The sequence below is a fragment of the Pseudomonas sp. LPH60 genome (genome assembly GCF_030718165.1).
Taxonomy (GTDB): Bacteria; Pseudomonadota; Gammaproteobacteria; order Pseudomonadales; family Pseudomonadaceae; genus Aquipseudomonas; species Aquipseudomonas danubii.
In genome coordinates this window covers 428,845-451,768 of the sequence record NZ_JAVAJH010000006.1, presented here as the reverse complement: position 1 = coordinate 451,768, position 22,924 = coordinate 428,845, and the positions used below count along the sequence as shown (strand labels likewise).

Here is a 22,924-nt window from a genome sequence, read left to right as displayed (position 1 = left end):
GCAGCGGCCCGAAAAAAGCGCCCCGAAAAGGGGCGGCCCCATAGGGAGCTGAATGCTCATGAACATCAATTCATGAGCATTCAGCTCCACAGTTTGAGCAAGGCGCCGGACGCTGCGCTATTTCATCACCCCCAGGGCGCAAATCAAAAGTGCTTGCCCGCCTTATTCAATGGATCAGACATGCTTAGAGTGATTGGTGAAGAGCAAGATATCCGTTCAGCGATCAACAGCTTCAATTCCTCCTACCATGAGGACTTCTTTCGGGTTAGGGAGGTCTCCAAGGCCTACCTGGCGACACTTACACCGCATAACGCCGAATTATTAGCCGACGAGCTTCGAAATGCTTTGTTGAACTGGGGCGCAGGCTCGCGCAAAGCCCCAATACTGCATCTGCCGGCTGAAGCCGCAGCCGGGCTTTGCAATCCTAACCTGCACGCCAAGCTTGTCCGTTTTGACACTCACCCACTGGGGGCATTCGCGCTGTCATCCGAAGATCGACGGATCTTCACCACCGAGGGGATGTATCCGTCAGCGGTTCACTTTGATGTAGAGCTGCTCGGGGTCTTGAGGATGTTGGCAGACGCGCTGTTCGCTAATAACACCAACGTCACCTACCCCATGAAAGCATTACTCCTCATAACGGGATTCATGCCAGCACTGGATAGCCAGGTCAGGAATGGATTGAAGCACGCGGGCTTTCGAGGATTCAGTAGCACTCAGTACCTGCTCCCCAGCGACACCCTCAAAGCTGCCGGTCAAAAGCTCTGCAGACTGCCCTTCTCGCTTGGCCACTGTTGGGGGCAAAACAAGGAGTTATTGATCAAGGCCGTTCAGAAGAGCGATCACCCTGCCCTTCAAGTCGAACCGGGTCGGGTTTTCGACATCCTGCTCTTCATGCAGCAAGACCCGAGCAGGAAGCTAATCGCCCTCTGAAGTGTAAAGGCGTACTTCAGCCGCACGCCTTGGATTCGACACTGCCATCAGCACCACCGCACCTGCCGCAGTATAGTGCGGATGACTGCGGTGTCGCCCCGAAGGGCGAACTCGGCGGGCTTAGCCCTTGGCTATGCAGCATGAGTTGACGAACGTTGCGGTGTGCTGCAGGGACTGACGTATATCCGGCTTGGTGATTCCATGGCTGTTGGCAAACTGCTCGACCGCCGCCGTATCAAAACGAGTGGTCTGGATAAAGTCCAAGGCTTCGGGTTTTGTATTCATAAACCGGGCAACGGGAGGAATGCTCAGTAGCCACTTCAGCAGTCGGAGCGAAACGTGATGCTTGGGAGACTTCAAGCCCAAAGGTTGTGCCACCTGCACCAACATTTCTCGCAAGTTGGGCGTTTGCGCATCCAGCGCCAGCAGTTCCTGGCCCGCCATGGCCGGATCAAAAGCACTCGCCGTCATCAGCTCCACCAGGTAGTCCACGGTGACCAGTGGCAGCCAGTGCCTGGCGGTACCGGGCACGGCCGTGAGCTTTCCCTGCACCAGGTTGCGTATCAGCGCCACCAGCGGCTGGCCGTCGAGAATATGCCCCGTGCGGCTGTGGCCACACACTGTCGCGGGGTGGACAACGGTCAGCTCTCCGCCCTTGGCGGAGATGAGCTCCAGGGTCGCAAAATGCGCCTCCAGCTTGCTCGCCTCGTAACCGCCGACACGCCGGTAGACGGCAGGCCAATGGGTCTGCTGCGCAGAACGAGGATCAATTCCGATGCGTTGCAGATGTTCATGGTTTTTCAGCATGTAGCCGCCGATCATCACTAACCGGCTGTTTTGCTCCACCGCCAACAGCGCCACCCGCTTTGCCCCTTCTACGTTCACCGCACGAGACTGCTCCAAGGACAGCCCCCAGGCGAAGTGGGCGCCCAGGTGAAATACCACCCTGGCCTGCCTTAGCTGTTCTCGGTCAGCAGGACTCAGACCGAGGTTGTCCCGCTCCAGATCGCCAGCTACGGCAAATACCCGGGCTGCACTCCCTCCCAATTTGACCACTTGCTCGCGCAATTCGGTCAGTCGCTCTGGGCGCCGCATCAACACCCGAACGGTGTGACCTTTTGCACTCAGATGAGCCACCAGATGCTGGCCGATAAAGCCGGTACCCCCCGTGACAAAGCACTCCACGCTCATTTCCCCGTTCCTTGTTTAAGGTAAGAAATCAAGCGTAAACTATCGACCCAACTCTACAGTCAAGGGATGTTTTATGAAGATCGGTGAAATCGAGGCCCGCAGTGGCGCCAGTCGCCATACGCTGCGTTACTACGAGCAAATCGGCCTGATCTCATCGCAGCGGCGAACGAACAACTATCGCGTTTACACAGCGCAAACCCTGCAAGATCTGGACTTTATCCAGCGCGCGCAAAGCATGGGGTTTTCCCTGGGGGAAATAGGCGAGATTCTGGATGCGCAACGCAACAAGCAGATCGACTGTGCTGAGGGCGCTAAGTTAATTGAAAAGAAGATGGCAGAAATCACACAGAAGATCGCCAACCTCCAGAGCATTTATCAGTATCTGGATGAAGAGCGTGCCAACCTCGAAGCCAGTGCCGCCAGGCAACTTGAGCTTCAGCGATTGAGCAACGCTTGCAACTGAACGCTAGGTATTGAGCAAACCTTCCACATCAGCTAGCGAAGGAGCATGGGCTCCGGCATGGCGGCAGGATATGGATGCGCAAGCCGCTGAAAATCGCAGGCGCTCTCTCAAGCCGGCGATCCCCAACAACTCTGCAGCCAGCCAACCGGCCATACAAGCGTCCCCTGCTCCAACCGTGTCTTGCACGTTCACGGCAATAGCCGGCTGATCGAGTTGACTGTCCGGGGTGTGGAGGGTCATCCCGTGTTCCCCACGGGTCAACAATATCTGCGCCTGAGGATTAAGCGCGCGAAGCTCATGCATTGCCTGCTGTTCGCTCAGCCCTGGATAAATGTGCCGCAGGTCTTCGTCGGACAGCTTGATCATGTCAGCAAGGCTGGTCATGGTCGGGAAGGTCTGCTCCCGATAATGACTACCCATTAAATTGCGCCAGTTCGGATCATAGCTAACCCGTTTACCGGCTGCTTTGGCCTGCTGAGCAATGTTAACCAGCGTATCTGCAAGTGGCTGCCGAGCTAAACTGATGCAGCTGAAATGACACAGCTCTGCTTGCTCGAGCCATCCTTCGGGCATCAGATCCGGATCAAAAAACAGATCGGCCTCTCCAGCAAAAAAGTACCTTGGAGGACGGCTCGATGGAACGATGGCAACCAGAGGATCTCGATCGACTCGTTGGATAAAGCGCCTATCCAATCCTGCCGCTTCCGACTGCAAAACGATCTCGTCACCCAATGAATCCAAGCTCACCGACCCAGCAAAAGCGCTGCTGACACCCAAGCGACTTAAGGCTCGTGCAACGTTCCAGGGGGCACCACCAGGGTAACCCTTCCACTGTCCAGGCGTGCCTTGGACAAGGTCGATCAGGGCTTCGCCAAATATGACCGCGCGAGGCAATACCATCTCATTTCCTCAATGTTTTGGTACCGGGATAACTGCTGGCTGATCAGTTCCGACCGGTAGTTTCTTACTCAGTGCAACAACAGCCGGCAGATGCACTGAAGGCATGTTTGCCGGCGCGTTCAACTATTAAAACCAGGTTTCCATTTGTACGCCGTATTGCCATACGCCGCCGGCGTTGAAGTCCGTCTTGCCGAAGGCGTCTGAGGTACTGTACTTGTCCAGATCTGACGACCAATTCATGTAGCTTGCGAACACGCGCATTTCCGGACGTGTGAGAAGGTCTCCAACGTCAAGTTTGAATGTCGGGGCGACGGTGAATTTCCAGAAGTTACCGTCGACCGCATTACGTTGTAGATAGCCCTTGGGGTCGAGGTCCATGGTTTGCCAGCTCAGTTCGTAGGCCATCTCGAAGTTGCTGTTGATGGTGTTGGCCAAGCGCATGTTCAGGGTCAGCCAGCGGTAGTCGTCACCCTTGACGTATCTATCCTTGCTCTGCTCGGCCAGCAAGCTGGGGCCGATGCGCCAGTCAGGCGCAATCGGGGTCTCGCCGTAAAGAGCAAGACGCAGAGCCCGGGCCTCGTCAATCAGTTCACCATCCGAACCAAGGTTCTTGACCTCTGCCCCCAGACCTTGCCCATAGAGCAGTGCCGTTTTGAAGAAGCCTTCTCTGCCGAAAAAGTTTTTCTGGTGATTGGCCAGCATGCTGTGCAAGCCGGAATCTGCGGGCGTCAAACCCGCTTTATTGGTGCGGGTGCCGAAATCGTTTTTCTTTGCGCCGATGCCATTGAACATCCACTGCCACTGGCCCTCCTCGAAGAACTGGTTGGAGGTCAGGATGTAACTCGCCACATCGGCATTGAGCCCCCCTTGACTGAAATCCCCGTAGCTACGCCCGATCAAGGAGTAATTCGAGCGCCAATCCTTGTTCATCTGCACGTCGTAGATTCCACCGCCGGTACCGGCCAGGTAGACGACGTCCGAGTCCATCCAGTGGATATCGAAGTTATCCCGGTCAAATCGCTTGCCTGCCCACAGGGTGGCGTTCTCGAATACGGGATTGCCCTTGAACGCAGCAATATGGTCGAGCGTTGTGAACACCTGGCGCACGTTCAGTTTGCTTTCGTCGGCGGTCCAGTCATTGGAGCTTTCCACTCCGTCGGCGATGGAGACCGTGAATTTGGAGCGGGTGCCATTCTGCGCATAGATTTCTTTCGACAGGTCTATGCGCATGTAGGTGTCGTCTTCGTTACCGAGCCGCCCGACCGCACCGCCCACTGAGCCCGCCGGAGTTGTATAAGGGCCGCCGCGGCCACCACCAAGCCCCTCGTCGATCAGCAATCCGGAACGGGCATAGCCGTTGAAGCTGAATCCATCAGCCAGGTTTGAAGTGCTGGCCTGCTTTTCCATGCTTTCCTGGCGGGCTTCGAGTTTTGCCAGTCGGGTGTCCACAACGGGATTCGTGGCCTGGGATGCAGTGGATGCTGCGGGCTGCAAAGCGGAGGTGGCGAGCTTGATCTGTTGCAATTCTCTGGCGAGTGCCTGGGTTTGCTGTTCGGCTGCGGCTGCGCGCTTTTCCGCTGCACTGGCGCGGGCCTCGAACGCGGCCATGCGCTCTTCCAGAGTTGCGGCCTGAGAGGTCGCCGCCGAGCTGCTGAGCACGCCTGCAAGTAGCCATCTTGATGCTTTCTGCATGTGGATTTCCCTGTTTTATTTTTATTGTTTTGTTCCAGCGACAGAGCGCTTTTTCGCGAGTGGTGAGGGTCCAAATCGACAAAAAAGATGCCTTATCGAAAATGTGCTGTTACATTTGCCGTGTTAACGTTAACTTCTCTAAAAACAAAAATAAAGAGGCCTTCATGAAACAGCTGAAATCTCTCCTTCCAGCAGTGCTGCTCACCCTCAGTGCCGGACTTGTGTCTGTCTCCAACGCAGCTGATTTGACGATCTCGTGCGGTGCGGTAGGTGCAGAGTTGCAACTCTGCAAGGAGGCAGTCGAAGCGTGGTCGAAGCAGACCGGCAACCACGTCGAGGTGGTTTCCACGCCCAACTCGGCGACCGAGAGGTTGTCGTTCTACCAACAGATCCTCAGTGCGCAGTCCACCGACATCGACATCATTCAAATCGATATGGTGTGGCCGGGGATGCTGGCCAAACATCTGATGGATCTGCGCGAGGGGCTCCCAGCCGACGCGACCCAAGGCTACTTCCAGGCCCAGATTGATAACGCCACGGTCAACGGACGGCTGGTGACCATGCCGTGGTTCACCGACTCGGGCCTGCTGTATTACCGCAAGGACTTGCTCGAGAAGTACAACAAGCAGGTTCCCCAGACGTGGGAGGAAATGACCGCTACCGCCAGAGAGGTGCAACAGGCCGAGCGCAATGCCGGTAACCCCAATGTGTGGGGCTACATATTTCAGGGGCGCGCCTACGAAGGGCTGACGTGCAATGCGCTGGAGTGGATCAGCAGCCAACCGGGAGGCGGACTGGTCAATCCACGAGGAGACATCATCGTTAACACCCAGGCCTCAAAAGCTGCCTTGAGCCTGGCCAAAAGCTGGGTAGGAGACATCTCCCCGCGTGGCGTGCTCAATTACACCGAGGAAGAAGGACGTGGCGTATTCCAGTCGGGAAATGCGCTGTTCATGCGTAACTGGCCTTATGTCTGGGCCCTGGTGCAAAGCCAGGACAGTGCCGTAAAAGACAAGGTTGGGGTCGCTCCCCTGCCCCGAGGCGGCGAGACCGGCAACCATGCATCCACCCTCGGCGGGTGGGGCCTGGCGGTATCGCGCTACAGCGCCCAGCCCAAACTGGCCGCAGAGCTGGTGAGCTACCTGACCAGCGCCCAACAGCAAAAACACCGTGCCCTGATAGGCGCCTATAACCCGGTGATCGAGTCGCTGTATCAGGATCCCGAACTGCTCGCGGCCATGCCTTACTACGCTCAGCTGCACAGCATCCTCAACGATGGGGTCATGCGCCCCGCCGCCATAACCGCCGATCGCTATCCACGGGTCTCCAATACGTTCTTCGATCGCGTGCATGGCGTGCTGGCGGGCGAATTGCCTGTCGACCAGGCACTGGCCGAACTGGAAAGCGAACTCACACGCATCAAACGTCGGAACTGGTAAGCCACAGGGAAGGAAATCACCATGTCTGTCTCTACTATCCACCTCTCCAGTGACGCGCTCCTGCTCACCCGGGAGACGCCCCTACAGCGTCGCCGAGTACGCGCCGCATGGCTGTTTCTGACACCAATGCTGCTGTGTCTGGCCCTGGTGGCGGCCTGGCCGCTGTTGCGCACATTCTGGTTCAGCCTGACCGACGCCAACCTGGCGGACACCGCTGGCGGCACCTTTGTCGGCTTGAGCAATTATCTGTTCCACGATGGTTCCAACTGGTCGGGCATCCTGGTCGATCCACAGTGGTGGAATGCTGTGCGCAACACGTTGTATTTCACCCTGGTGTCGGTGGGACTGGAAGTCGTCCTGGGGCTGCTGGTGGCGTTGCTGCTGAACATCCAGTTCACAGGCCGTTCCCTGGTGCGTGCGCTGATCCTGATTCCATGGGCGATTCCTACCATTGTCTCAGCCAAGATCTGGTCATGGATGCTCAATGACCAGTTCGGCATCATCAATCACCTGATGCTCAGCCTCGGACTGATAGACGCGCCTCTGGCCTGGACCGCAGATGCGGATCTGTCGATGTGGGCAGTGATCATCGTCGACGTCTGGAAGACCTTGCCTTTTGTCACGCTGCTGATGCTGGCGGCCTTGCAGATGTTGCCGAGCGATTGCTACGAAGCCGCCAGGGTCGATGGGATTCATCCGCTGAAAGTGTTCTGGCGCGTCACGCTGCCACTGTTGATGCCGGCACTGTTGGTGGCCGCGATTTTCCGCCTCCTCGACTCCCTGCGGGTATTCGATGTCATCTATGTACTGACCTCGAATTCGTCCAGCACCATGAGCATGTCGGTCTATGCCCGCCAACACCTGGTGGAGTTCCAGGATGTTGGCTATGGCAGCGCGGCCTCGACTCTGCTGTTTCTGGTCGTTGCGCTCATCGCCACGCTTTACCTGTACCTCGGACGCCGTCAGATGGAGGTTCGAGCATGAGCCCGCGCCTCCTCAAAAAAGCGCTGTTGCGCTGCGGATTCTGGTGCCTGATCGGGGTGCTGTTGCTGTATGCGGTGTTCCCTTTCTATTACGCCATCCTGACCTCACTCAAGCCATCCAGTGCCTTGTTCGCAGTCAGCTACTGGATCGACAGCCCCGACTTCTCCCACTACGCTGCGGTACTTCACCAAGCCTCATTCCTGCGGGCGATCGGCAACTCGCTGATGGTCGCACTGTGCGTGGTGACCCTGGCGCTGTTCCTCAGTGTGACGGCCGCCTATGCCTTGGGAAGGGTGAAGTTCCGTGGCCGCGGCACGGTATTGATGATGGTGCTCGGCGTGTCGATGTTTCCCCAGGTTGCTGTACTGTCGGGGCTGTTCGAAGTGATCCGCGCCCTGGGTCTGTACAACACCTCTTGGGCGTTGATCCTGAGCTACACCATCTTCACCCTGCCCTTCACGGTCTGGGTGCTGACCACGTTCATGGGGCAGCTCCCTCACGAACTGGAAGAAGCGGCAATCATGGATGGCGCTTCGCCCTGGGTCGCGCTGACTCGTGTGCTGCTGCCGCTGCTCTGGCCGGCACTGGTCACCACGGGCTTATTGGCCTTTATCGCCGCGTGGAACGAGTTCCTGTTTGCCCTGACCTTCACCCTCACCGACACCCAGCGCACGGTGCCGGTCGCCATCGCCCTGATTTCCGGTGGGAGTCCCCACGAGCTGCCTTGGGGACTGTTGATGGCCGCATCCGTGCTGGTCACCGTGCCCCTGGTGATTCTGGTGCTGATCTTCCAGCGCCGAATCGTTTCCGGTCTCACGGCCGGCGCGTTAAAGGGTTGATGCCCAACAACTACAAGGAACAGCATCGTGATCAAACTGAAGCTAGACAACGTGAACAAACAATTGGGCGGCGTGCGGATTCTTCGTGATGTCAGCCTGGAGATCGCTGCGGGTGAATTCGTGGTCTTCGTTGGCCCTTCGGGCTGTGGAAAGTCGACCCTGCTGCGACTGGTCGCAGGACTGGATTCGATCTGCGCCGGCGACCTGCTGATCGATGGGCGACGGGTCAACGACCTGGAGCCGCGCGAGCGTGGCGTCGGCATGGTGTTTCAGTCCTATGCGCTATACCCGCACATGAGCGTCTACGACAACATCAGTTTTGGTCTCAAACTGGCCAAGACTGAAAAGAGCAGCTTGCGCGAGCGGGTGCTGAAAACGGCGCACATCCTGCAATTGGACAAACTGCTGCAACGCAAGCCCAAAGAACTGTCTGGAGGGCAACGTCAGCGTGTGGCCATGGGCAGAGCCATGGCGCGGGAACCGGACATCCTGTTGTTCGATGAGCCGCTTTCCAACCTGGATGCGTCCTTGCGGGTGCAGATGCGCAACGAGATCGCCCGCCTGCATGCTCGACTGGGCTCGACCATCATCTACGTCACCCACGATCAGGTGGAAGCCATGACCCTGGCCGACAAAATTGTCGTGCTCAACGGCGGTCGCGTAGAGCAGGTCGGTTCACCGCGCGAACTCTATGAACGTCCGGCCAGTCGCTTCGTCGCCGGCTTTCTCGGCTCGCCCAGAATGAACTTTCTGGCGGCGCACCTGCATACACCTGGTCAAACCAGCCTGGTCGACACCCCCGTTTGGGGCATGAGCGCCCTGCCCTTCGACAGTTCGAACCTGGCGGCAGACACGCCGCTGAGCCTGGGGATTCGCCCGGAGCACATTTCGCTCAAAGCGGCTGAGGGAGCCGCCGGCATCGTCGTGACCGGGGTCGAATACCTGGGCAGCGAAACCTATGTGCACCTCGAAACAGGTCAGGACGAGCCCCTGGTCTGTCGTTGTGAGGTGAGCGCCGGATGGCAGGCGGGTGATCGGGTCGAACTGCAGCTGGAAGTCGACAACCTGCATCTGTTCGACGCCGACGGCACGGCCTTGAAGCGCCACCCACAAGCTGTTGAAAACCTGCCGAATGACGTCTCTCTGCGCTCTGTCCGCACCGGCGTCCTATTTTGAATAGCGTGAACGCCCCGTCGCTCCTCCGTCGAGGTGTTTGACGAAAACGGGGGCTGCAGTACATGACCGCTGCGACGGTTCGCCGCAGTACCGGCTCCCCGTACCAGAGGCCAGAGCGGCCGCCGCCGCAACTGGGGGTTGTAGGAAACGTCTGCGCAAGCAGGAAACAACCTGCGTCAGCCTGTCGCATGTAAGTCCTGCAGCCCCCGGCAAGACTTTCGATCCTGGCCCGCGGACAATAAGCCCCCATCACCGCCCCCATCTCCTTTCCCCAGCCGGCGTAGCGGTTCGGCCGGCGATTTGTGCCCCAGGGAAAACCTGGCTGTCTGGAAGTTGCTTATGCTCATGCCTGTTCGTGTTGCTTTGCCTCGGGCAAAGACTGTGTCCGTCTCCCCTGCCCTCTGGCCGCTGCTGAGCTGCGGTCTGCTGGCCCTGAGCCCGCTGTCTGCCGCCCTGGCTGAAACGCCCAAGGTCGAGAACTCGGCCCTGACCTTGGGCACCGTCACCGTCCAGGGCGGCGATGCCGAAAGCAGCGGCCCCTTGAGTACCCGCAGCGTGCTCAGTTCGGTGGACATCCTGGGCAGCGACATCCTGGAAAAAATGCCGGTCAACTACAGTTGGGAACTGTTCAGCCGCGCGCCGGGGGTGATGCTCACCGAGTTCAACCAGGGCACCACCTCCGGCAAGATCTCCTTTCGCGGGTTCAACGGCGAGGGCGAGGTCAACGCGGTCAAGCTGCTGATCGACGGCATCCCGAGCAACAGCAACGACGGCAACATGCCGTTCATGGACATGATCTTCCCCATGGAGCTGGACAGCATCGAAGTGGTGCGCGGCACCAGCGATGCCCGTTACGGCCTGAACAACATCGCCGGCAACGTCAACATGCTCACTCGCAGCAGCGGCGACTACACCAAGGCCCGCCTGCGCTACGGCAGTTTCAATACCCAGGAAACCCAACTGGCCAAGGGCATCGAGGGCAGCAACTGGACCCAGAACTACTTCTTCGCCTACCAGAAGGCCGATGGCTATCGCGACCATGCCCAAGCGGACAAATTCTCCCTGTCCGGCAAATGGTTCTACACACCGGACGACGGCAGCTACCGCCTCGGCCTGATTGCCCGGCACTACGAAACCGAGGCTCAGGAGCCGGGTTACCTGAGCCAGAGCGATGCTCGCCAGCACCCGACCATGAGCAACAGCTACAACGCCACGGACAAAGGCACGCGGCGCATGAATCAGCTCAGTCTGCATCTGGACACAGACCTGGCCGAGACCCTGGCCTGGTCGGCCAAGACCTACGTCAACACCTTTGATGACCGGCGCTGGACCCAGTACTGGCGCACCAGCTCGCAGCAGGAGCGCGACACCTACGAAACCCAGTACGGCGCCCTCACCTCCCTGACCTGGCGCCCGCAAGTCAGCTGGCTCTACGCTTTTGCGCTGGAAGGCGGCGCGGATGTGCAACAGCAGCAAAACCGCAGCGAGCGTTACCGCACCCAGAACCGCGCACGCCTGGCCCAGACCCGGGATCAGCAGTTCGACTTCGACACCTACGGCGCTTACCTGCAGGCCGAGATCAAGCCGTTCGAGTCGCTGAAGATCGTGCCGGCCTACCGGGTGGACAAGATCCAGGGCGACTTCACCAACCAAATGACCGGCCTGGACTACGACATCAACGACTACGGGCTGATCAAGCAACCCAAACTCAGCGTGGTGTATTCGCCCTGGACCATGGCCAGTCTGTACGCCAACTGGGGCCGCACCTTTCAGGTCGGCACCGGCGCGGCGGCTTACAAGATCCCGCCCCGCGACACCGACCTGGCGCCGTCGATCAACGAAGGCTGGGAAACCGGGGTCAAGTTCACCCCAACCGATTGGGTTGACGGCCGAGTGGCTTACTGGCGGCAGGATGCCAGTGGCGAAGTCAGCCGCCGGCTCAACGACCCCAGTGGCGAGTCGGACAACGTCGGCGAAACCCGGCGCTGGGGTTACGACCTGCAACTCAACCTGCGCCCCGACGAACGCACCGACCTGTGGCTGGCCTATTCCTGGCAGTACTCGAAAATCCTCAAGCCCAGTGCCACCTTGCCCAACAGCCAGGGCCAGGAAATCGATCACATTCCCCATCACCTTTACAACGCGGGGGTCAGCTACCACCTGACCCCTGCCCTGCAACTGACCGCCTGGATGAACGGCCAGACCCACTACTACCTGGAGCGGGAAAACACCCAGGGCACCTATGGCGGTTACGTGCTGATGAACCTCGGCGCCACCTACAAGGTCACTGAGTCAGTGAGTGTCGACCTGCAGTTGAAGAACCTCACCAACCGCTACTACGAATACGTCTGGTACGACCCGGACGGCGCCAAGGCCTCGCTGCACTCGCCGGGCGACGGCCGCGCACTCTATACCGGTATCACCCTGGACTTCTGATGAACCACCCTGCCCGGGCGCAGGTCGCTCGGGTCAAGTCGCGCATTTGTACCCACCCCTTGATGAGAGGCACCGCCCATGACCGCCTACGGTTCGAAAAAAATCCTCACCACCCTGGCCCTGCTGGCCGCCCTGACCAGCGCCGGCTCGGCGCTCGCCCATGCCCATCTGAAGGATGAAACCCCGGCCGCCGACGCCACCGTCATTGCGCCCAAGGAGTTGCGCCTGGTGTTTTCCGAAGGTGTCGAAGCGCAGTTCACCCAGGTCAAAATCAGCACCGCGGGCACGGACGTGGCGATCAAGAGCATTGCCAACGCCGCGGGCGATCATAAAACCCTGATCGTCACCCCACAACAGCCACTGGCGCCCGGCGAGTACAAGGTTGAATGGCATGCGGTGTCGGTTGACACCCACAAGAGTGATGGCGCCTACGGTTTCACCGTCGGTCATTGAACCCTGTCACCGCGCATGGCTTCACAGAGCCCGCCGGGGGGCGGGCTCGTTGCACAAATGCATTGAATGCGCCTGGCCAGCCAAAGCAGGGCCAGCGCTTCCGGCACCAGCACATAACCATAGGCAACGACGGGTATGTCCAGGCGCAACCCGAGCACCAGTAGCGGCAGGCCAACCGCCCATCCCAGCAGCGCATCCACCTTGGCAATGGCGACAAACTCACCCAGGCTCTGCAAAGCCGCGCGCAACGCATTGGTGGCCAAACGGACCGGCAGCGACACCCCCAGCATCAGCACAAAGCTGCCCCACCACCTGCCCTGCTGGGCATACACCCATTGCCCCAACCAGGGGCCGAGCAGAATCAGTAGTCCACCCAGCAATGCCATGCCCGGCACCCCCAGGCGCAACAGCTGCTTGAGCAGTCGCGACACCTCGTGCGGGGCCAGGCCGGCAAAGCGCATGGCCAGAAAGCGGATCAGCGCCACCAACGGCGCAAACACCAACAGCGCCAGAAAGCTTGCGGCCGCGAAGGCATCCAGACGCTGGGTATCGACCGGGGCAATCTGCGGCGCCGCGAACAGCACCAGGGTCATCAGACCCAGCAGTTGCATGGACAGTAGTCGCAGCCCTTCCCAGGCACTCTGGCGCAGCACCGCTCTGGCCCAGTCCGCTGCGGGCAGCCAGCGCCCCCGCCCCATCAGCGGCTGCAAGCGCCGTAGCACCCAGGCGCAGGAACCCAGGTGCATCAGCAGCGATGCCATGAAGCAACCGGCGAAGCCAAACCCCAGACACTCGATGAACAACAGGTTGAGCACCACCTTGGCCAGCAGCTCCCAGAGTTTCCAGCGCACCACCAACGGCCCCTGTTGCGAGGCGTGCAGGATGAACGCCGCGCAGCCATTGAGCAGGCGCAACGGCGCCGTCGCCGCGAACCAGGGAATGGCGCTGAGCAGCAGTGCTCGCAGTGCGGCATCGTCAGCGCTGAGGCTGGCCGCCAGCGGCGGATAGGCCAGCAAGCCGACAAAGCTCAGTAGCCCCCCGAGGATTGCCGCCAGCGTCAATGCACCACGTATCACCGGCCCCGCTCGCCCCTCGCGGAGCGCTCGGGCGACCCGGACCGAAACCACCGATCCCAGCGCCATGCTGGCCAGCAGATCGAGCAGCGCCAGACGCGCCAGCATCACGTAGGCCGCCGGCATGCCCGGGGCCTGGTGCGCCAGCATGCCGAGGTCGATCTGGGCCAGCATCTGCGCTACCGCGAAGGCCAGCAGCAGGGCCGCAAAACCGGCCCAGAACGCCCTGCTGCGCACCGTCAGCGCTGGCCTGTCCCACTGTTCAACGCGGGACATCGGTCCAACCGGGAAAGCCATCTTGCAGATGCCAGCTGTGCACCGTGAAATAGCCAAAGGCGGCCTCTGGTGCCGGCAGTGGTTCGGCCAGCTCTATCTGCTCGATGTCCCTGGCGCCTTCCAGGGTCTGGGTTTTCCAGCCACAGACCAGATCCGGCAGGTCCGCGGCGGCGAGGAAGATGCCGTTGGCCTCGCCGCGGTCACCGGTGGCCCAGCGCGCCGCCGAGGCGCCCATCAGCTGGTAGCGCAAGGCCGGAGTCACTTGCCGGGCAAAGGCCGAATGCTGCAACCAGACATCCAGCCACAGGTAATAGGTCCAGTTCAGCGACAGCCGCTGTTGCTCCGCCCAGCTCATGAACGGGCGAAAGATCGCCAGCCCGTCGGGCCCGGACAGCTCCAGCAAGCCCGGGCAGATATCGAACAGGGTGTGCCAGTAGACCCGCAGGCTGCTGTCGATGCGCACGAAGGCTCGGGAGTCACGGGGGTAATCGCCCTGGCGTTGCGGCACGCTCAAGGCATGCAGCAGTTGGCTGTCGGTCCTGGGCAATGGGTGCTCGGTCTTCATGTCCGCGGCTCCACAGGCGACGAGGGAAAAATGCCCCGCAGCCGTTGCAGGTCGCCGATGATTTCGGCCTCGTCGAAACGGCCGTCGCGTTCGTAGGTCAGGGTTGCCTCGGGACCGTCGAACAGCCCGCGATAGCGTTGCAAAAACCCCAGGGTTGCCTCGGAAAGCACCTGGTCGTGGGTGTCGAGAATCAAATGCGGCTGCAGGATCGACAGGTTGTAGCCGGCGGTATGAAAGTGCGATGAGTGTTCAATCACGCCCTCCCAGGCCTCCAGGGGCACGCCGCAGTTGAGGTGGGCACAGACTGCGTTGGAGGCGTCGAACAACACCCCGGCGCCGGTATCGCGATAGAGCCGCTCATGAAAGGCCGGTGCGTCGTGGCCACCGTCCATGATCGACGGGTAGTTCTCCAGCAGCAGCTGACAACCCAATTGCTGCTGCCACCAGTCGACGCGCTCGCGCACCTGCGGGTAATCGCCCACATAGTCGATTTCCGCCAGGTGATACAGCTGACGCCCGTCATGACTGAACCGCGCCACGTGATCGGACACATACAGCGGCCGCAAGCGCTCGATCAGCTCGCGCAAACGCCGGGCCAGGCTTTCAAGGGCCGGCGTGTCGTTTTCAATGAACTTGGAAAACATGATGTGAAAGCCCACCGGCGCGGCAAAGCCAGCCTCCAGTTCGTCGATGGGCACGGCCAGAAAGTTGTCGATCAGCAGCTCGACATAGTCGATGTGACCGGCCTCCAGCAGCTTTCGCACCAGGGGCGCGGTGTCTCCCAGGGTGTAATTGAAGCCGATACGCATGGTCTTGCACCTCCTTGCTCAAGACCCGCCACGCACGCCGGGCGCCCGTGGCGGGAAGGCTTTTAGTTAACGCCTACCGGGGCACAGCACGAGGCGCAGCAGGCCCCGGCGCGACCGGCGATGTGCAGGGTGTGTTTCTTAGCGATCTTGATGCTCATGGGTATTGCTCCTTGCTTGATTGAATGGGCGCAGGCGCCCGGGGTTTGGCGAATTCGCCGTTGAGGTAACGCGGTGCAGCGGGTGGTTTTCTTAAGAGCAGCCTCCTTGCTCCCGGCGGGAACACGCGTGGTGATGGGGATCGGATCAAGGCCGGCGCTTCCACGGGTCTTGCCAGCGCGGGTCGTGGAGCAGCGAGTCGTCGGTCAGGGCCTTGAGAAAGGCCAGCAGGTCGCGCTTCTCTTGCGCGGTGAAATCGATGCGCGCAATCAGTCCGCTCTTGTGCGGGTTCAGGCGCCCATCGCCCTGCTGCGGGCCGCGGGCGATCAAGCGGCCGCCCTCGGAGTAGAAGTCGATCACCGCTTCCAGCGTGGCCAGGCTGCCGTCGTGCATATAGGGCCCGGTGACCTCGACGTTGCGCAGGCTCGGGGCACGAAAGGCGCCCATGTCCTCGGGCTTGCCGGTGCTTTCATAGAGCCCGCGATTGGGGAAGGGAAAGCCGCCGGCGCCGTCGATGTTGTACAGCCCGGTGTTGTGAAACGGGGTGTCGACCACCCGGCTGCGGGCATGCACCACCTGATCGTTGAAATTGAAGCTGCCGTGACAGTGATGGCATTCGGCGCGCTCGCCAAAGAACAGCGCCATGCCCCGCTGCTCGCTCTCGCTCAGTTGCTCGCGGCCCTGCAGGTAGCGGTCATAACGGCTGTCCACCGAGACGATGGAACGCTCGAAGGCCGAGATCGCCAGGATCACCGAGGCCATGCTCAACGGCTGCGGCTGATCGGCGAAGGCCTGGCGGAACAGCGGCGGGTACAGCGGATCGGCCGCCAGCCGCGCGAGGATCTGCTGGCGATTGCCGTCATTGACCCCCATCTCGATCGGGTCGTCGCTAAACAGCGGGACTTCCATCTGCCGCTCCAGGCTGACGATGGCCGGCGCCGCCCAGTTATAGGTGGCGTTCCAGGCACTGTTGGCCAGCCCAGGGGCATTGCGGTGAGTCAGTTCCCCGGTGCCGCCCACCGACAGCGCGCGACCGTCGCTAAAGGCCCGCTCCTGCAGGTGGCAAGCGCTGCAGGAGCGGTTGCCCGTGGCCGACAGTCGCCGGTCATAGAACAGCCGCCGACCTAGCTCAACCTTGACCGCCGACATCGGGTTATCCGCTGGCACCCGCGGTTCGGGCACATGGGACGGCAGTTGCCAGTGCCAGTCCTGCGCAGCCACCGGCGAGGCCACAAGCACGCTCAGCAGCAGCCCTGCGAGCCGGTATCCGCCCCTGCCCTTCATGGCTTGGCGCGCGCGACGAACGCCGGCGAATGCCCGGGTTGCACAGGCTGGCCACTGTTCAAATCCAGGCCCAGGCGCGGGAACAGGGTCACGCACTCCGGATCGCTCGGGCCGCTCATGCAGCCCACTGCCGCGCCCCGGTCTTCGCCTAGCGTGCTGTCCTGGAACAACGCCGCCAGGTCCAGAGCCACCTGCTGCCTGGCCGGGTCGAAGTCCGGCAGCGTCAGGGGAATGCGGTTGGCCCGCTGGCACGCCACCGTCTCACCGGTCACCGGGTTGCCGTTGCAGCCAGTGGCGCCCAGGTGCAGGTACCAGGTGCTGGCCCTGGCGCCGTCGACCTTGGTCACGCCGCCGACAGGATCGACCTCGACCTTGATGAACTTGCGCCCGGCCTGCCAGCTCCAGCCCATGGCGGCCAGGTCCAGGGGCGCGCCCTGCAGTTCGGTGCTGGTGTGGTTCAACGCCTCCGGCACGCCCAGGGTCAGGCTCAGACCCCGGTAGTGCCCGGGTGGTACGTGGCCGGATACCTGGGTGTGGGTGCCTGGCGTGCCACCTGCGCAATGCCCACTGCCGTCTTCGAAGTCGAGCAAGGCCACCTGGGCGTCCTGCCAGTCATTGATATCCAGGCGCAGGGGCACCCGCTGGCCCGCCGCGTCGATCAGCGCCACCTCCTGTACATAGAAGCGCGCATCGTGCAGCGACAGCCTCTTGCGGTCGCGGCCCAGTTGGCCAAAGGGTTGGCCGCAGTTCACCGGCTGAGCGCCGGCCACCAGGGCGAAATCCACAGTGACCGCCTGCTCGGCAGGGGGCACTGGTTCCTTAGCGGTGCACCCGGCCAGGCCGGACAGGGCGATCAGGGCAAGGCGTGAAGTTAAATAACCCATCGTGAAGCTCCCGAGGTCAGAAGCGCGCGCTCAGCGTGAGGTTCACGCTGCGGCCTTCTTCATAGGTGAAGGTGTTGGCCAAGGACTGCTGATACGTGCTGTAGGCCTTGTCGAACAGGTTGCTGACCCTCAGGTCGGCGCGGTACTGGCGGTACTCGAAAGCACCTCCGATGTCATGGATCACGTAGCCCTGGCGCCGCCGCAGCAGGGTGTCGTCGTAGTCCTGGGCCCAGACGTACTGGCCCTGGTAGTTCAGCGACCAGTGCTCATCCAGGCGGTACTGGCCACCGAGCACGAACTTGTCCGGCGGTGCATACAGCTGGGCGCCGGTGTCGGCATTGCGCGAACGCAACCGCGAATAGCCGGCGCCCAGGGACAGGCGCTGCCATTGGTAGCTCAGTTGCGCCTCGCCGCCATGGCGCTCGGCCTGAGCCACGTTGACCCGCTGGAAGATCATCCCGGTGCCGGCAAACGGCGCCTGGCGCGCATAACGGCCGACCACCTGCTGATCGATCAGGTCGTCGACGTCTTCGCGAAAGTAGGTGAGCTTGGCCTGTAGGCTGTCGCCCCCGGCCAGCAGGTCATCGAACGCCAGCGTGGCACCGACCTCCCGGGTCTTGCTGGTTTCCGGCTTGAGGCCGGGATTGGGGCGAAAATTGAACAGCGCCCGGCGAGTGTTCAGGTTGCCGAACATCTCGGTCATGGTGGGCGCGCGGAACGCCTCGCCGTAGCTGACGAACACCCCGAGGAATTCCCAGGGCTGATACTTGAGCGCCACCTTGGGCGAAAGCCGGCTGTTGCTGGAGTCGTCCTGGCCGGGGGATGTCAGGCGATAGTCGTCATGGCGCAGGGCGGCAATCAGGGTCCAGTCGTCGAGAAAGGCCATCTCATCCTGAACAAAACCACCCAGGGCGCGCATCTGGCCATTGGGCAACACGCTGTTGGACTGACCGTCGGAGGCGTTTTCGTTGGTGTCGCGGTAACCGTCCACGCCGTAGGTCACACGATGGTGCGAACCACTCCCCACTTCAATGCGGCTGGTGTTCTGCAGGCTGGCGCCCAGGGTCTTGGTCTGGGTCGCCGTGGTGGGTTGGCGTGGCACCGAACGGCTGTCGCCGTCGAGGGTGAAGCGCGTCTGGTAAACCGCCAGCTTGCCGTCCAGCAAACGCTGCTCGGCATCCTCGAAGGCCCAGCTGGCGTTGTACTGCTCCTGTTCACGCTGGAGTTTCTGCGAGAACGGAAACAGCAGGTTGCCGCCAGGGTTGGTCGGGCCGACCGTCTCGTCGGCAAAGCGCTGGTAACCCAGCTCGAAATGGTTCAGTTCGTTGGGCGAGAAACGGGTCTTGAGCAGGCCACTCTTGAGCTGGCCGTCATTGGGGTACTGAGCGTCGGCGCCGCTGGCCCCGGTATGAATGGTGCCGTAGTCACGGTAGGTGCCGCTGGCCAGAACATCCGCCCGATCCCCGCGCGCGGCCAGGGTCAGGTTGCTCGACGACTCGCGGTTGGCGCTGCGATAACCGGCCTTGATCCGGCCACCACCGCTTTGGCCCGGGTCAAGAATATCGTCGGCATTGAGCGTCTCGATGGCCATCACCCCGCCCAGCCCGCCGCTGCCATAAGCGGCGGACATTGGCCCACGGACCACGTCGATCTGCCGAATCAGGTCCGGATCGATCAGCAGCGGTGTGTTGACCCCGCCGTCATTGTTGCGCCGTGCGCCATCCACCGTGAGGATGATCCGCGGTCCCTGCAGGCCACGGATCGCCGGACTTTGCGCGGCGGCCCGGGGGCCACCGCCGTAGTTCACGTTGGGCAGGGTGCGCAGGGCCGTCGCCAGGGTATTGACCTGGGCGTCATCGAGTTGCTGGCGATCGACAATCGACACCGACGCCGGCAGCGCAAACCCACTGTTGGCGGTGCGGGTTGCGGTGATGGTGGTGGTGTCCAGGGCGAAAGGCGACGTGGCCTCGTCCGAGGCCGAGGCTTGCCCATAAGCGCTGTTGATGGCCAGCGCGCAGGAAATCGTCAGCAGCGACAATGGCCAGCGGCGCCGGCCCGGCACGCCATGGGCAGCGCCAGTGTGATGAAAAGAATGCACGGCAAAAGGTTCGGCAACGCGCAAGGCGGCCGCTACCGGGGTCATAGCAGACATGACAGGACGTCCAAAGGTGATCACGAAAGTGCGCCAGGCCTACAACTTCAGGGCTGGCGTGATGACAGGCGATCAGCCGATGGCCGGCGGCGCCCTGGCCTGGGACGTGTCGTAGCTATTGCTGACGGGAGGACGGGTATCTGCAGGCGCGCTTGGGACCCCATGGTCGCCGCCATCTGCCGACAGCAAAGGCCAGGCCGGCTGCAGCGCCACACCGCCGACAAAGGGGCACAGGGCACAGCCTTGGGCAGCCCCCTGCCCCTGGTTGTCGTCCTGATCCTGATCCTGGCCGGCGCGGGCCTGGAACTCGGCAAGGGACACGCGCTGCATGCCTTGGGCGGTGCACACCAGCAGCCACTCATCGCTGGCGCTGGAGCCCGCGACGGGCATCGGCATGCTGGCCCAGGTCACCGCCTGCAAGACCATGGCCAACAGGCAGACCAGCAGGTCGAGCGTGGGCCTAGCGTGTCGCCGGTGCCGGTTGAAGATCATGCAAGTGTCCCTGCCGTTTGGGTGTATCAGCGATGCCCGGTGAAGGGGCATGTTCCGTGCTTGAGTGCCTGATCGTTGGCGTCGATGCCTGCCAGGCCCGACCCGTGAAATCTGCAAAAAAGTGCCGTGCTCCTCGCGAAACACCGGCACTCAGTGACGTGATGTAACCCTGCCTAGAGAAAGCATCCCGTCGGCCGGCAATGTAGCACGCAGGCTTTGCCGGCCTGACGTGCGACAACCTGCCACAGGCCGACTGCCCTCTTCAGGCGGATCGCTCAACTGAGCGCTGGCTACCAGCACCTGCGGCAGGCTGTCGCAGTGGGTGCGTAAGAATCCCCTCCCTACACTGCCTCCATCGCGCACCTGCACGACAACCTGATGATAAGAACACGATGAGGACCGTCATGAAGACCCTATTGGCCGCCGCCTGTTTACTCGCATTCACCAGTGCTCACGCCGCCCAGGACCCACAGGCAGTGTTCAACCGCGCCTGCACCGCCTGCCACAGCGGGCAGTTGCCCATGGCGCCGAAAAAAGGCGATCAGCAAGCCTGGAAGCCGCGCCTGGCTCAAGGCACTGAGGTATTGGTCAAGCACGTGACCGAAGGCTTCAATGCCATGCCGCCCCGTGGCTTGTGCATGGATTGCAGCGCCGAGGATTACCAAGCGGTGATCAGCTGGATGTCGAAGTAAGGCGCCGCGCGCCCTGCCCTGTTCTGCGCTTGCTGCGCAGCCCGGGATGGCGCTTCCGAGTCGCTTGACCGAGCGCTGGCCGCAAAAATCGGCCAGCGCTGCATCCGTTTGCCGATGCGCACCGTACATTCAGCACCCTCATCAGGAGGGCCGAATAATCGAGGAGCTGCATCATGCAAACCTTTAGCAAACGCCTGGCCGCTGTCTGCTTCGCCGTATTCTCCGTCGCTGCCCCCCTCAGCGCTTTCGCCGCCGATACGGTGATGGTCGGTGGCGCTGCGATGTACCCCAGCAAAACCATCGTGGAGAACGCGGTCAACTCCAAGGACCACACCACCCTGGTCACGGCGGTCAAGGCCGCGGGGCTGGTGGACACCCTCAACAGCAAAGGCCCGTTCACCGTGTTTGCGCCCACCAACGAGGCGTTCGCCAAGCTGCCGGCCGGCACGGTTGAGACTCTGATCAAGCCTGAGCACAAGGCCGACCTGACGAAGATCCTGACCTACCATGTGGTGCCCGGAACCCAAACCGCCGGGCAACTGATGGCCGAGGCCAAGCAAAATGGCGGACAGGTCACGCTCAAGACCGTCCAGGGCGAAGCGCTGACCGTCAAACCCTATGAAGGCAAGCTCTGGGTCATCGATGCCAAAGGCGCCAAGGCCGCGATCAGCATCGCCGATGTCATGCAGTCCAATGGGGTGATTCATGTGGTGGACAGCGTGCTGCTGCCGCAGTAATGCAAGGACCCCGGCAGACCTTGCGTCTGCCGGGAGTCAGCGCTTGCGCCAAGGCCGCTCAGCAAGCACCGCAAGGCGTTGGACCGATGCCGGGCTCAGGGAATCGGCAACCAGCGCCGGAAACCCGAGCCTCCCTTGGCGCTTAACGGGCACCAGGCAAAGTCCCAAGGCACCGGCGGATATTCTTCCGGCTCGCCATTGCCCGCCGGCACCGAACGCGATGCCACCTTCCAGTCAAACACCCAGTCCGGTGACTCGCGCCAGGCCAGCACCAGGCCGCGTGCCTGACTGTCGTCGGTGTTGATCCAGCGCGCAGCCGCTGCGCTCATGAACGCCTCTATGTGCTCCTCGTTGATCCGCGCTTGGTAGCGTGAACCCAGCAGCCAGCGGCACACGCTCAGGTAATAGGTCCAGTTCAGCGGCGGATGATTGCGATAGGCCCAGGTCATGAACCCGCGGAAGATATTCAAGCCATCCGGAGGATCAAGCTTGAGCAGCCCCGGACAGACATCGAACAGGGTGTGCCAGTACGGCAACAGGCGCGCATCCAGGTGCACGAAGCTGCGAGCGTTGCTCGGGTAATCGGGAAACGGCAGCAGAAAGTCGCCGTGGTTATTTACCCGTGTGCTTTTACTCACCAGACGGGAGGCGCCAGAAGGGATTGCTAGTGCGCGCATGTCAGCCTCCAGCGGCGCTTGCCCGCTTTGCGGGCTACAGGCAGCAGGCGCTGTTGCCAACCTTGAATGATTCGAGGCATCTCGTGCTCCTTTCCATCTCAGCCATAACCATGCACAGGTCCTCGGCCCATTGACCGGGGGACGTGCGATTAACAAAGGTCATGCGCAAGCGTGGGGAGAAGCCCTGGGGTTGGCCGAAGGCCAGGAATAGCGCGGGGGCGCCTTGCAGCGCGGTTCGAGTGTACGGCGCCGGAGCTGGCCGATACGCAGCAGCCAGCTCAGGCAAAACAGCAGGACCAGACTGAGCGCGGCTCCCGAACAGACCGGGCAGGAAAAACTGCCGGCCCAGGTACTGGCGCTCTGGTCGCTGAAGTCGGATGTCTGCACCGGGGCCTTGCTGCCCAGGGAGGAGCAGAACTGCCCGCCCACGCCGTTGAGGGCAAAGCCCATCATCTGGCCGTGCCCCAAACCGCAGGCGAACACATTGAACAGGACACAAAAATACAGAGTCCAGGCAATGAGCGAACGGTCGGGTCGGGACAATTTCATGGCGGCGACTTTAACATCGAACAACACAACGGATGAAGCAGGGCTTCAATGGCGTAAGCGCCCTCGCGGCAA

General features: G+C 61.6%; 23 protein-coding genes. 10 read left to right on the top strand and 13 right to left on the bottom strand.

What is annotated here, in order from left to right; all coding sequences use genetic code 11:
• The first annotated feature begins 72 nt into the window (after positions 1-72).
• Positions 73-933, top strand: coding sequence for a hypothetical protein (locus Q8O96_RS23050; RefSeq protein WP_102865025.1), 861 nt, complete (start codon positions 73-75; stop codon positions 931-933).
• A 120-nt stretch (positions 934-1,053) separates the two neighbouring features.
• On the opposite strand, the gene Q8O96_RS23045 is transcribed toward Q8O96_RS23050, so the two are convergent.
• Positions 1,054-2,124, bottom strand: a complete 1,071-nt coding sequence (locus Q8O96_RS23045) for an SDR family oxidoreductase (protein WP_305949469.1) — start codon at positions 2,122-2,124, stop codon at positions 1,054-1,056.
• Between the two features lie 73 nt (positions 2,125-2,197).
• Between Q8O96_RS23045 and Q8O96_RS23040 the strand changes: the two genes are divergently transcribed.
• A complete protein-coding gene (locus Q8O96_RS23040) occupies positions 2,198-2,587 on the top strand; it encodes a MerR family transcriptional regulator (protein ID WP_115580041.1) in 390 nt (129 codons plus the stop codon).
• A 3-nt stretch (positions 2,588-2,590) separates the two neighbouring features.
• On the opposite strand, the gene Q8O96_RS23035 is transcribed toward Q8O96_RS23040, so the two are convergent.
• Positions 2,591-3,487 (bottom strand): carbohydrate kinase, encoded by an 897-nt coding sequence (locus Q8O96_RS23035; protein WP_305949468.1) that lies wholly within the window; start codon positions 3,485-3,487, stop codon positions 2,591-2,593.
• 126 nt (positions 3,488-3,613) lie between these two features.
• Positions 3,614-5,179, bottom strand: a complete 1,566-nt coding sequence (locus Q8O96_RS23030) for a carbohydrate porin (protein ID WP_115580039.1) — start codon at positions 5,177-5,179, stop codon at positions 3,614-3,616.
• Between the two features lie 164 nt (positions 5,180-5,343).
• Here Q8O96_RS23030 and Q8O96_RS23025 point away from each other — a divergent pair, with 164 nt between their 5' ends.
• The 6 genes from Q8O96_RS23025 to copC all read left to right on the top strand — a co-directional run bounded on the left by Q8O96_RS23025 (position 5,344) and on the right by copC (position 12,506).
• A complete protein-coding gene (locus Q8O96_RS23025; RefSeq protein WP_305949467.1) occupies positions 5,344-6,618 on the top strand; it encodes an ABC transporter substrate-binding protein in 1,275 nt (424 codons plus the stop codon).
• A 21-nt stretch (positions 6,619-6,639) separates the two neighbouring features.
• Positions 6,640-7,602 (top strand): carbohydrate ABC transporter permease, encoded by a 963-nt coding sequence (locus tag Q8O96_RS23020; RefSeq protein WP_305949466.1) that lies wholly within the window; start codon positions 6,640-6,642, stop codon positions 7,600-7,602.
• On the top strand, positions 7,599-8,441 hold the full coding sequence (locus Q8O96_RS23015) for a carbohydrate ABC transporter permease (protein ID WP_102865031.1): 843 nt from the start codon (positions 7,599-7,601) through the stop codon (positions 8,439-8,441). The genes Q8O96_RS23020 and Q8O96_RS23015 overlap by 4 nt, the downstream gene beginning before the upstream one ends.
• 27 nt (positions 8,442-8,468) lie before the next feature.
• Positions 8,469-9,617 carry an ABC transporter ATP-binding protein gene (locus Q8O96_RS23010; RefSeq protein ID WP_115580037.1) on the top strand — a complete coding sequence of 383 codons (1,149 nt, stop codon included), beginning with the start codon at positions 8,469-8,471 and terminating at the stop codon, positions 9,615-9,617.
• 345 nt (positions 9,618-9,962) lie between these two features.
• Positions 9,963-12,053 (top strand): TonB-dependent receptor, encoded by a 2,091-nt coding sequence (locus Q8O96_RS23005; protein ID WP_115582396.1) that lies wholly within the window; start codon positions 9,963-9,965, stop codon positions 12,051-12,053.
• Between the two features lie 78 nt (positions 12,054-12,131).
• A complete protein-coding gene (gene copC, locus Q8O96_RS23000) occupies positions 12,132-12,506 on the top strand; it encodes a copper homeostasis periplasmic binding protein CopC (RefSeq protein WP_115580036.1) in 375 nt (124 codons plus the stop codon).
• Here copC and mbnM read toward each other — a convergent pair.
• The 8 genes from mbnM to Q8O96_RS22960 all read right to left on the bottom strand — a co-directional run bounded on the left by mbnM (position 12,500) and on the right by Q8O96_RS22960 (position 20,197).
• The gene (gene mbnM, locus Q8O96_RS22995) at positions 12,500-13,855 is read right to left on the bottom strand and encodes a hypothetical protein (protein WP_305949465.1); all 1,356 of its coding nucleotides are present in this window, start codon (positions 13,853-13,855) and stop codon (positions 12,500-12,502) included. The genes copC and mbnM overlap by 7 nt on opposite strands.
• Positions 13,842-14,420, bottom strand: a complete 579-nt coding sequence (gene mbnC / locus Q8O96_RS22990; protein WP_305949464.1) for a methanobactin biosynthesis protein MbnC — start codon at positions 14,418-14,420, stop codon at positions 13,842-13,844. The genes mbnM and mbnC overlap by 14 nt, the downstream gene beginning before the upstream one ends.
• The gene (gene mbnB / locus Q8O96_RS22985; protein ID WP_115580033.1) at positions 14,417-15,229 is read right to left on the bottom strand and encodes a methanobactin biosynthesis protein MbnB; all 813 of its coding nucleotides are present in this window, start codon (positions 15,227-15,229) and stop codon (positions 14,417-14,419) included. The genes mbnC and mbnB overlap by 4 nt, the downstream gene beginning before the upstream one ends.
• Before the next feature lie 62 nt (positions 15,230-15,291).
• Positions 15,292-15,387 carry a methanobactin gene (mbnA, locus tag Q8O96_RS22980; protein ID WP_016963189.1) on the bottom strand — a complete coding sequence of 32 codons (96 nt, stop codon included), beginning with the start codon at positions 15,385-15,387 and terminating at the stop codon, positions 15,292-15,294.
• 145 nt (positions 15,388-15,532) lie between these two features.
• On the bottom strand, positions 15,533-16,618 hold the full coding sequence (locus Q8O96_RS22975) for a methanobactin export MATE transporter MbnM (protein WP_305949463.1): 1,086 nt from the start codon (positions 16,616-16,618) through the stop codon (positions 15,533-15,535).
• A 47-nt stretch (positions 16,619-16,665) separates the two neighbouring features.
• Complete coding sequence (locus Q8O96_RS22970; protein ID WP_305949462.1) at positions 16,666-17,553, bottom strand: MbnP family copper-binding protein; 888 nt, start codon at positions 17,551-17,553, stop codon at positions 16,666-16,668.
• 16 nt (positions 17,554-17,569) lie between these two features.
• On the bottom strand, positions 17,570-19,705 hold the full coding sequence (locus Q8O96_RS22965; RefSeq protein ID WP_305949461.1) for a TonB-dependent hemoglobin/transferrin/lactoferrin family receptor: 2,136 nt from the start codon (positions 19,703-19,705) through the stop codon (positions 17,570-17,572).
• 72 nt (positions 19,706-19,777) lie between these two features.
• On the bottom strand, positions 19,778-20,197 hold the full coding sequence (locus Q8O96_RS22960) for a DUF2946 family protein (RefSeq protein WP_305949460.1): 420 nt from the start codon (positions 20,195-20,197) through the stop codon (positions 19,778-19,780).
• 404 nt (positions 20,198-20,601) lie between these two features.
• On the opposite strand from Q8O96_RS22960, the gene Q8O96_RS22955 reads away from it, so the two are divergent.
• Positions 20,602-20,889 carry a cytochrome c5 family protein gene (locus Q8O96_RS22955; protein WP_115580028.1) on the top strand — a complete coding sequence of 96 codons (288 nt, stop codon included), beginning with the start codon at positions 20,602-20,604 and terminating at the stop codon, positions 20,887-20,889.
• A gap of 173 nt (positions 20,890-21,062) precedes the next feature.
• Positions 21,063-21,626 carry a fasciclin domain-containing protein gene (locus Q8O96_RS22950; RefSeq protein WP_250330269.1) on the top strand — a complete coding sequence of 188 codons (564 nt, stop codon included), beginning with the start codon at positions 21,063-21,065 and terminating at the stop codon, positions 21,624-21,626.
• Positions 21,627-21,721: 95 nt separating this feature from the next.
• Here the strand turns inward: Q8O96_RS22950 and Q8O96_RS22945 are convergent, their stop codons facing one another.
• Positions 21,722-22,303, bottom strand: a complete 582-nt coding sequence (locus Q8O96_RS22945) for a putative natural product biosynthesis protein (RefSeq protein ID WP_115580027.1) — start codon at positions 22,301-22,303, stop codon at positions 21,722-21,724.
• A 159-nt stretch (positions 22,304-22,462) separates the two neighbouring features.
• Positions 22,463-22,852 (bottom strand): DUF2946 domain-containing protein, encoded by a 390-nt coding sequence (locus Q8O96_RS22940; RefSeq protein WP_115582395.1) that lies wholly within the window; start codon positions 22,850-22,852, stop codon positions 22,463-22,465.
• Positions 22,853-22,924 lie beyond the last annotated feature (72 nt).

Coding starts and splice junctions, on each gene's coding strand:
- Q8O96_RS23050 (WP_102865025.1), top strand. CDS start 73: ATGAGCATTCAGCTCCACAGTTTGAGCAAGGCGCCGGACGCTGCGCTA.
- Q8O96_RS23045 (WP_305949469.1), bottom strand. CDS start 2,124: ATGAGCGTGGAGTGCTTTGTCACGGGGGGTACCGGCTTTATCGGCCAG.
- Q8O96_RS23040 (WP_115580041.1), top strand. CDS start 2,198: ATGAAGATCGGTGAAATCGAGGCCCGCAGTGGCGCCAGTCGCCATACG.
- Q8O96_RS23035 (WP_305949468.1), bottom strand. CDS start 3,487: ATGGTATTGCCTCGCGCGGTCATATTTGGCGAAGCCCTGATCGACCTT.
- Q8O96_RS23030 (WP_115580039.1), bottom strand. CDS start 5,179: ATGCAGAAAGCATCAAGATGGCTACTTGCAGGCGTGCTCAGCAGCTCG.
- Q8O96_RS23025 (WP_305949467.1), top strand. CDS start 5,344: ATGAAACAGCTGAAATCTCTCCTTCCAGCAGTGCTGCTCACCCTCAGT.
- Q8O96_RS23020 (WP_305949466.1), top strand. CDS start 6,640: ATGTCTGTCTCTACTATCCACCTCTCCAGTGACGCGCTCCTGCTCACC.
- Q8O96_RS23015 (WP_102865031.1), top strand. CDS start 7,599: ATGAGCCCGCGCCTCCTCAAAAAAGCGCTGTTGCGCTGCGGATTCTGG.
- Q8O96_RS23005 (WP_115582396.1), top strand. CDS start 9,963: ATGCCTGTTCGTGTTGCTTTGCCTCGGGCAAAGACTGTGTCCGTCTCC.
- copC (WP_115580036.1), top strand. CDS start 12,132: ATGACCGCCTACGGTTCGAAAAAAATCCTCACCACCCTGGCCCTGCTG.
- mbnM (WP_305949465.1), bottom strand. CDS start 13,855: ATGTCCCGCGTTGAACAGTGGGACAGGCCAGCGCTGACGGTGCGCAGC.
- mbnC (WP_305949464.1), bottom strand. CDS start 14,420: ATGAAGACCGAGCACCCATTGCCCAGGACCGACAGCCAACTGCTGCAT.
- mbnB (WP_115580033.1), bottom strand. CDS start 15,229: ATGCGTATCGGCTTCAATTACACCCTGGGAGACACCGCGCCCCTGGTG.
- mbnA (WP_016963189.1), bottom strand. CDS start 15,387: ATGAGCATCAAGATCGCTAAGAAACACACCCTGCACATCGCCGGTCGC.
- Q8O96_RS22970 (WP_305949462.1), bottom strand. CDS start 17,553: ATGGGTTATTTAACTTCACGCCTTGCCCTGATCGCCCTGTCCGGCCTG.
- Q8O96_RS22965 (WP_305949461.1), bottom strand. CDS start 19,705: ATGTCTGCTATGACCCCGGTAGCGGCCGCCTTGCGCGTTGCCGAACCT.
- Q8O96_RS22960 (WP_305949460.1), bottom strand. CDS start 20,197: ATGATCTTCAACCGGCACCGGCGACACGCTAGGCCCACGCTCGACCTG.
- Q8O96_RS22955 (WP_115580028.1), top strand. CDS start 20,602: ATGAAGACCCTATTGGCCGCCGCCTGTTTACTCGCATTCACCAGTGCT.
- Q8O96_RS22950 (WP_250330269.1), top strand. CDS start 21,063: ATGCAAACCTTTAGCAAACGCCTGGCCGCTGTCTGCTTCGCCGTATTC.
- Q8O96_RS22945 (WP_115580027.1), bottom strand. CDS start 22,303: ATGCGCGCACTAGCAATCCCTTCTGGCGCCTCCCGTCTGGTGAGTAAA.
- Q8O96_RS22940 (WP_115582395.1), bottom strand. CDS start 22,852: ATGAAATTGTCCCGACCCGACCGTTCGCTCATTGCCTGGACTCTGTAT.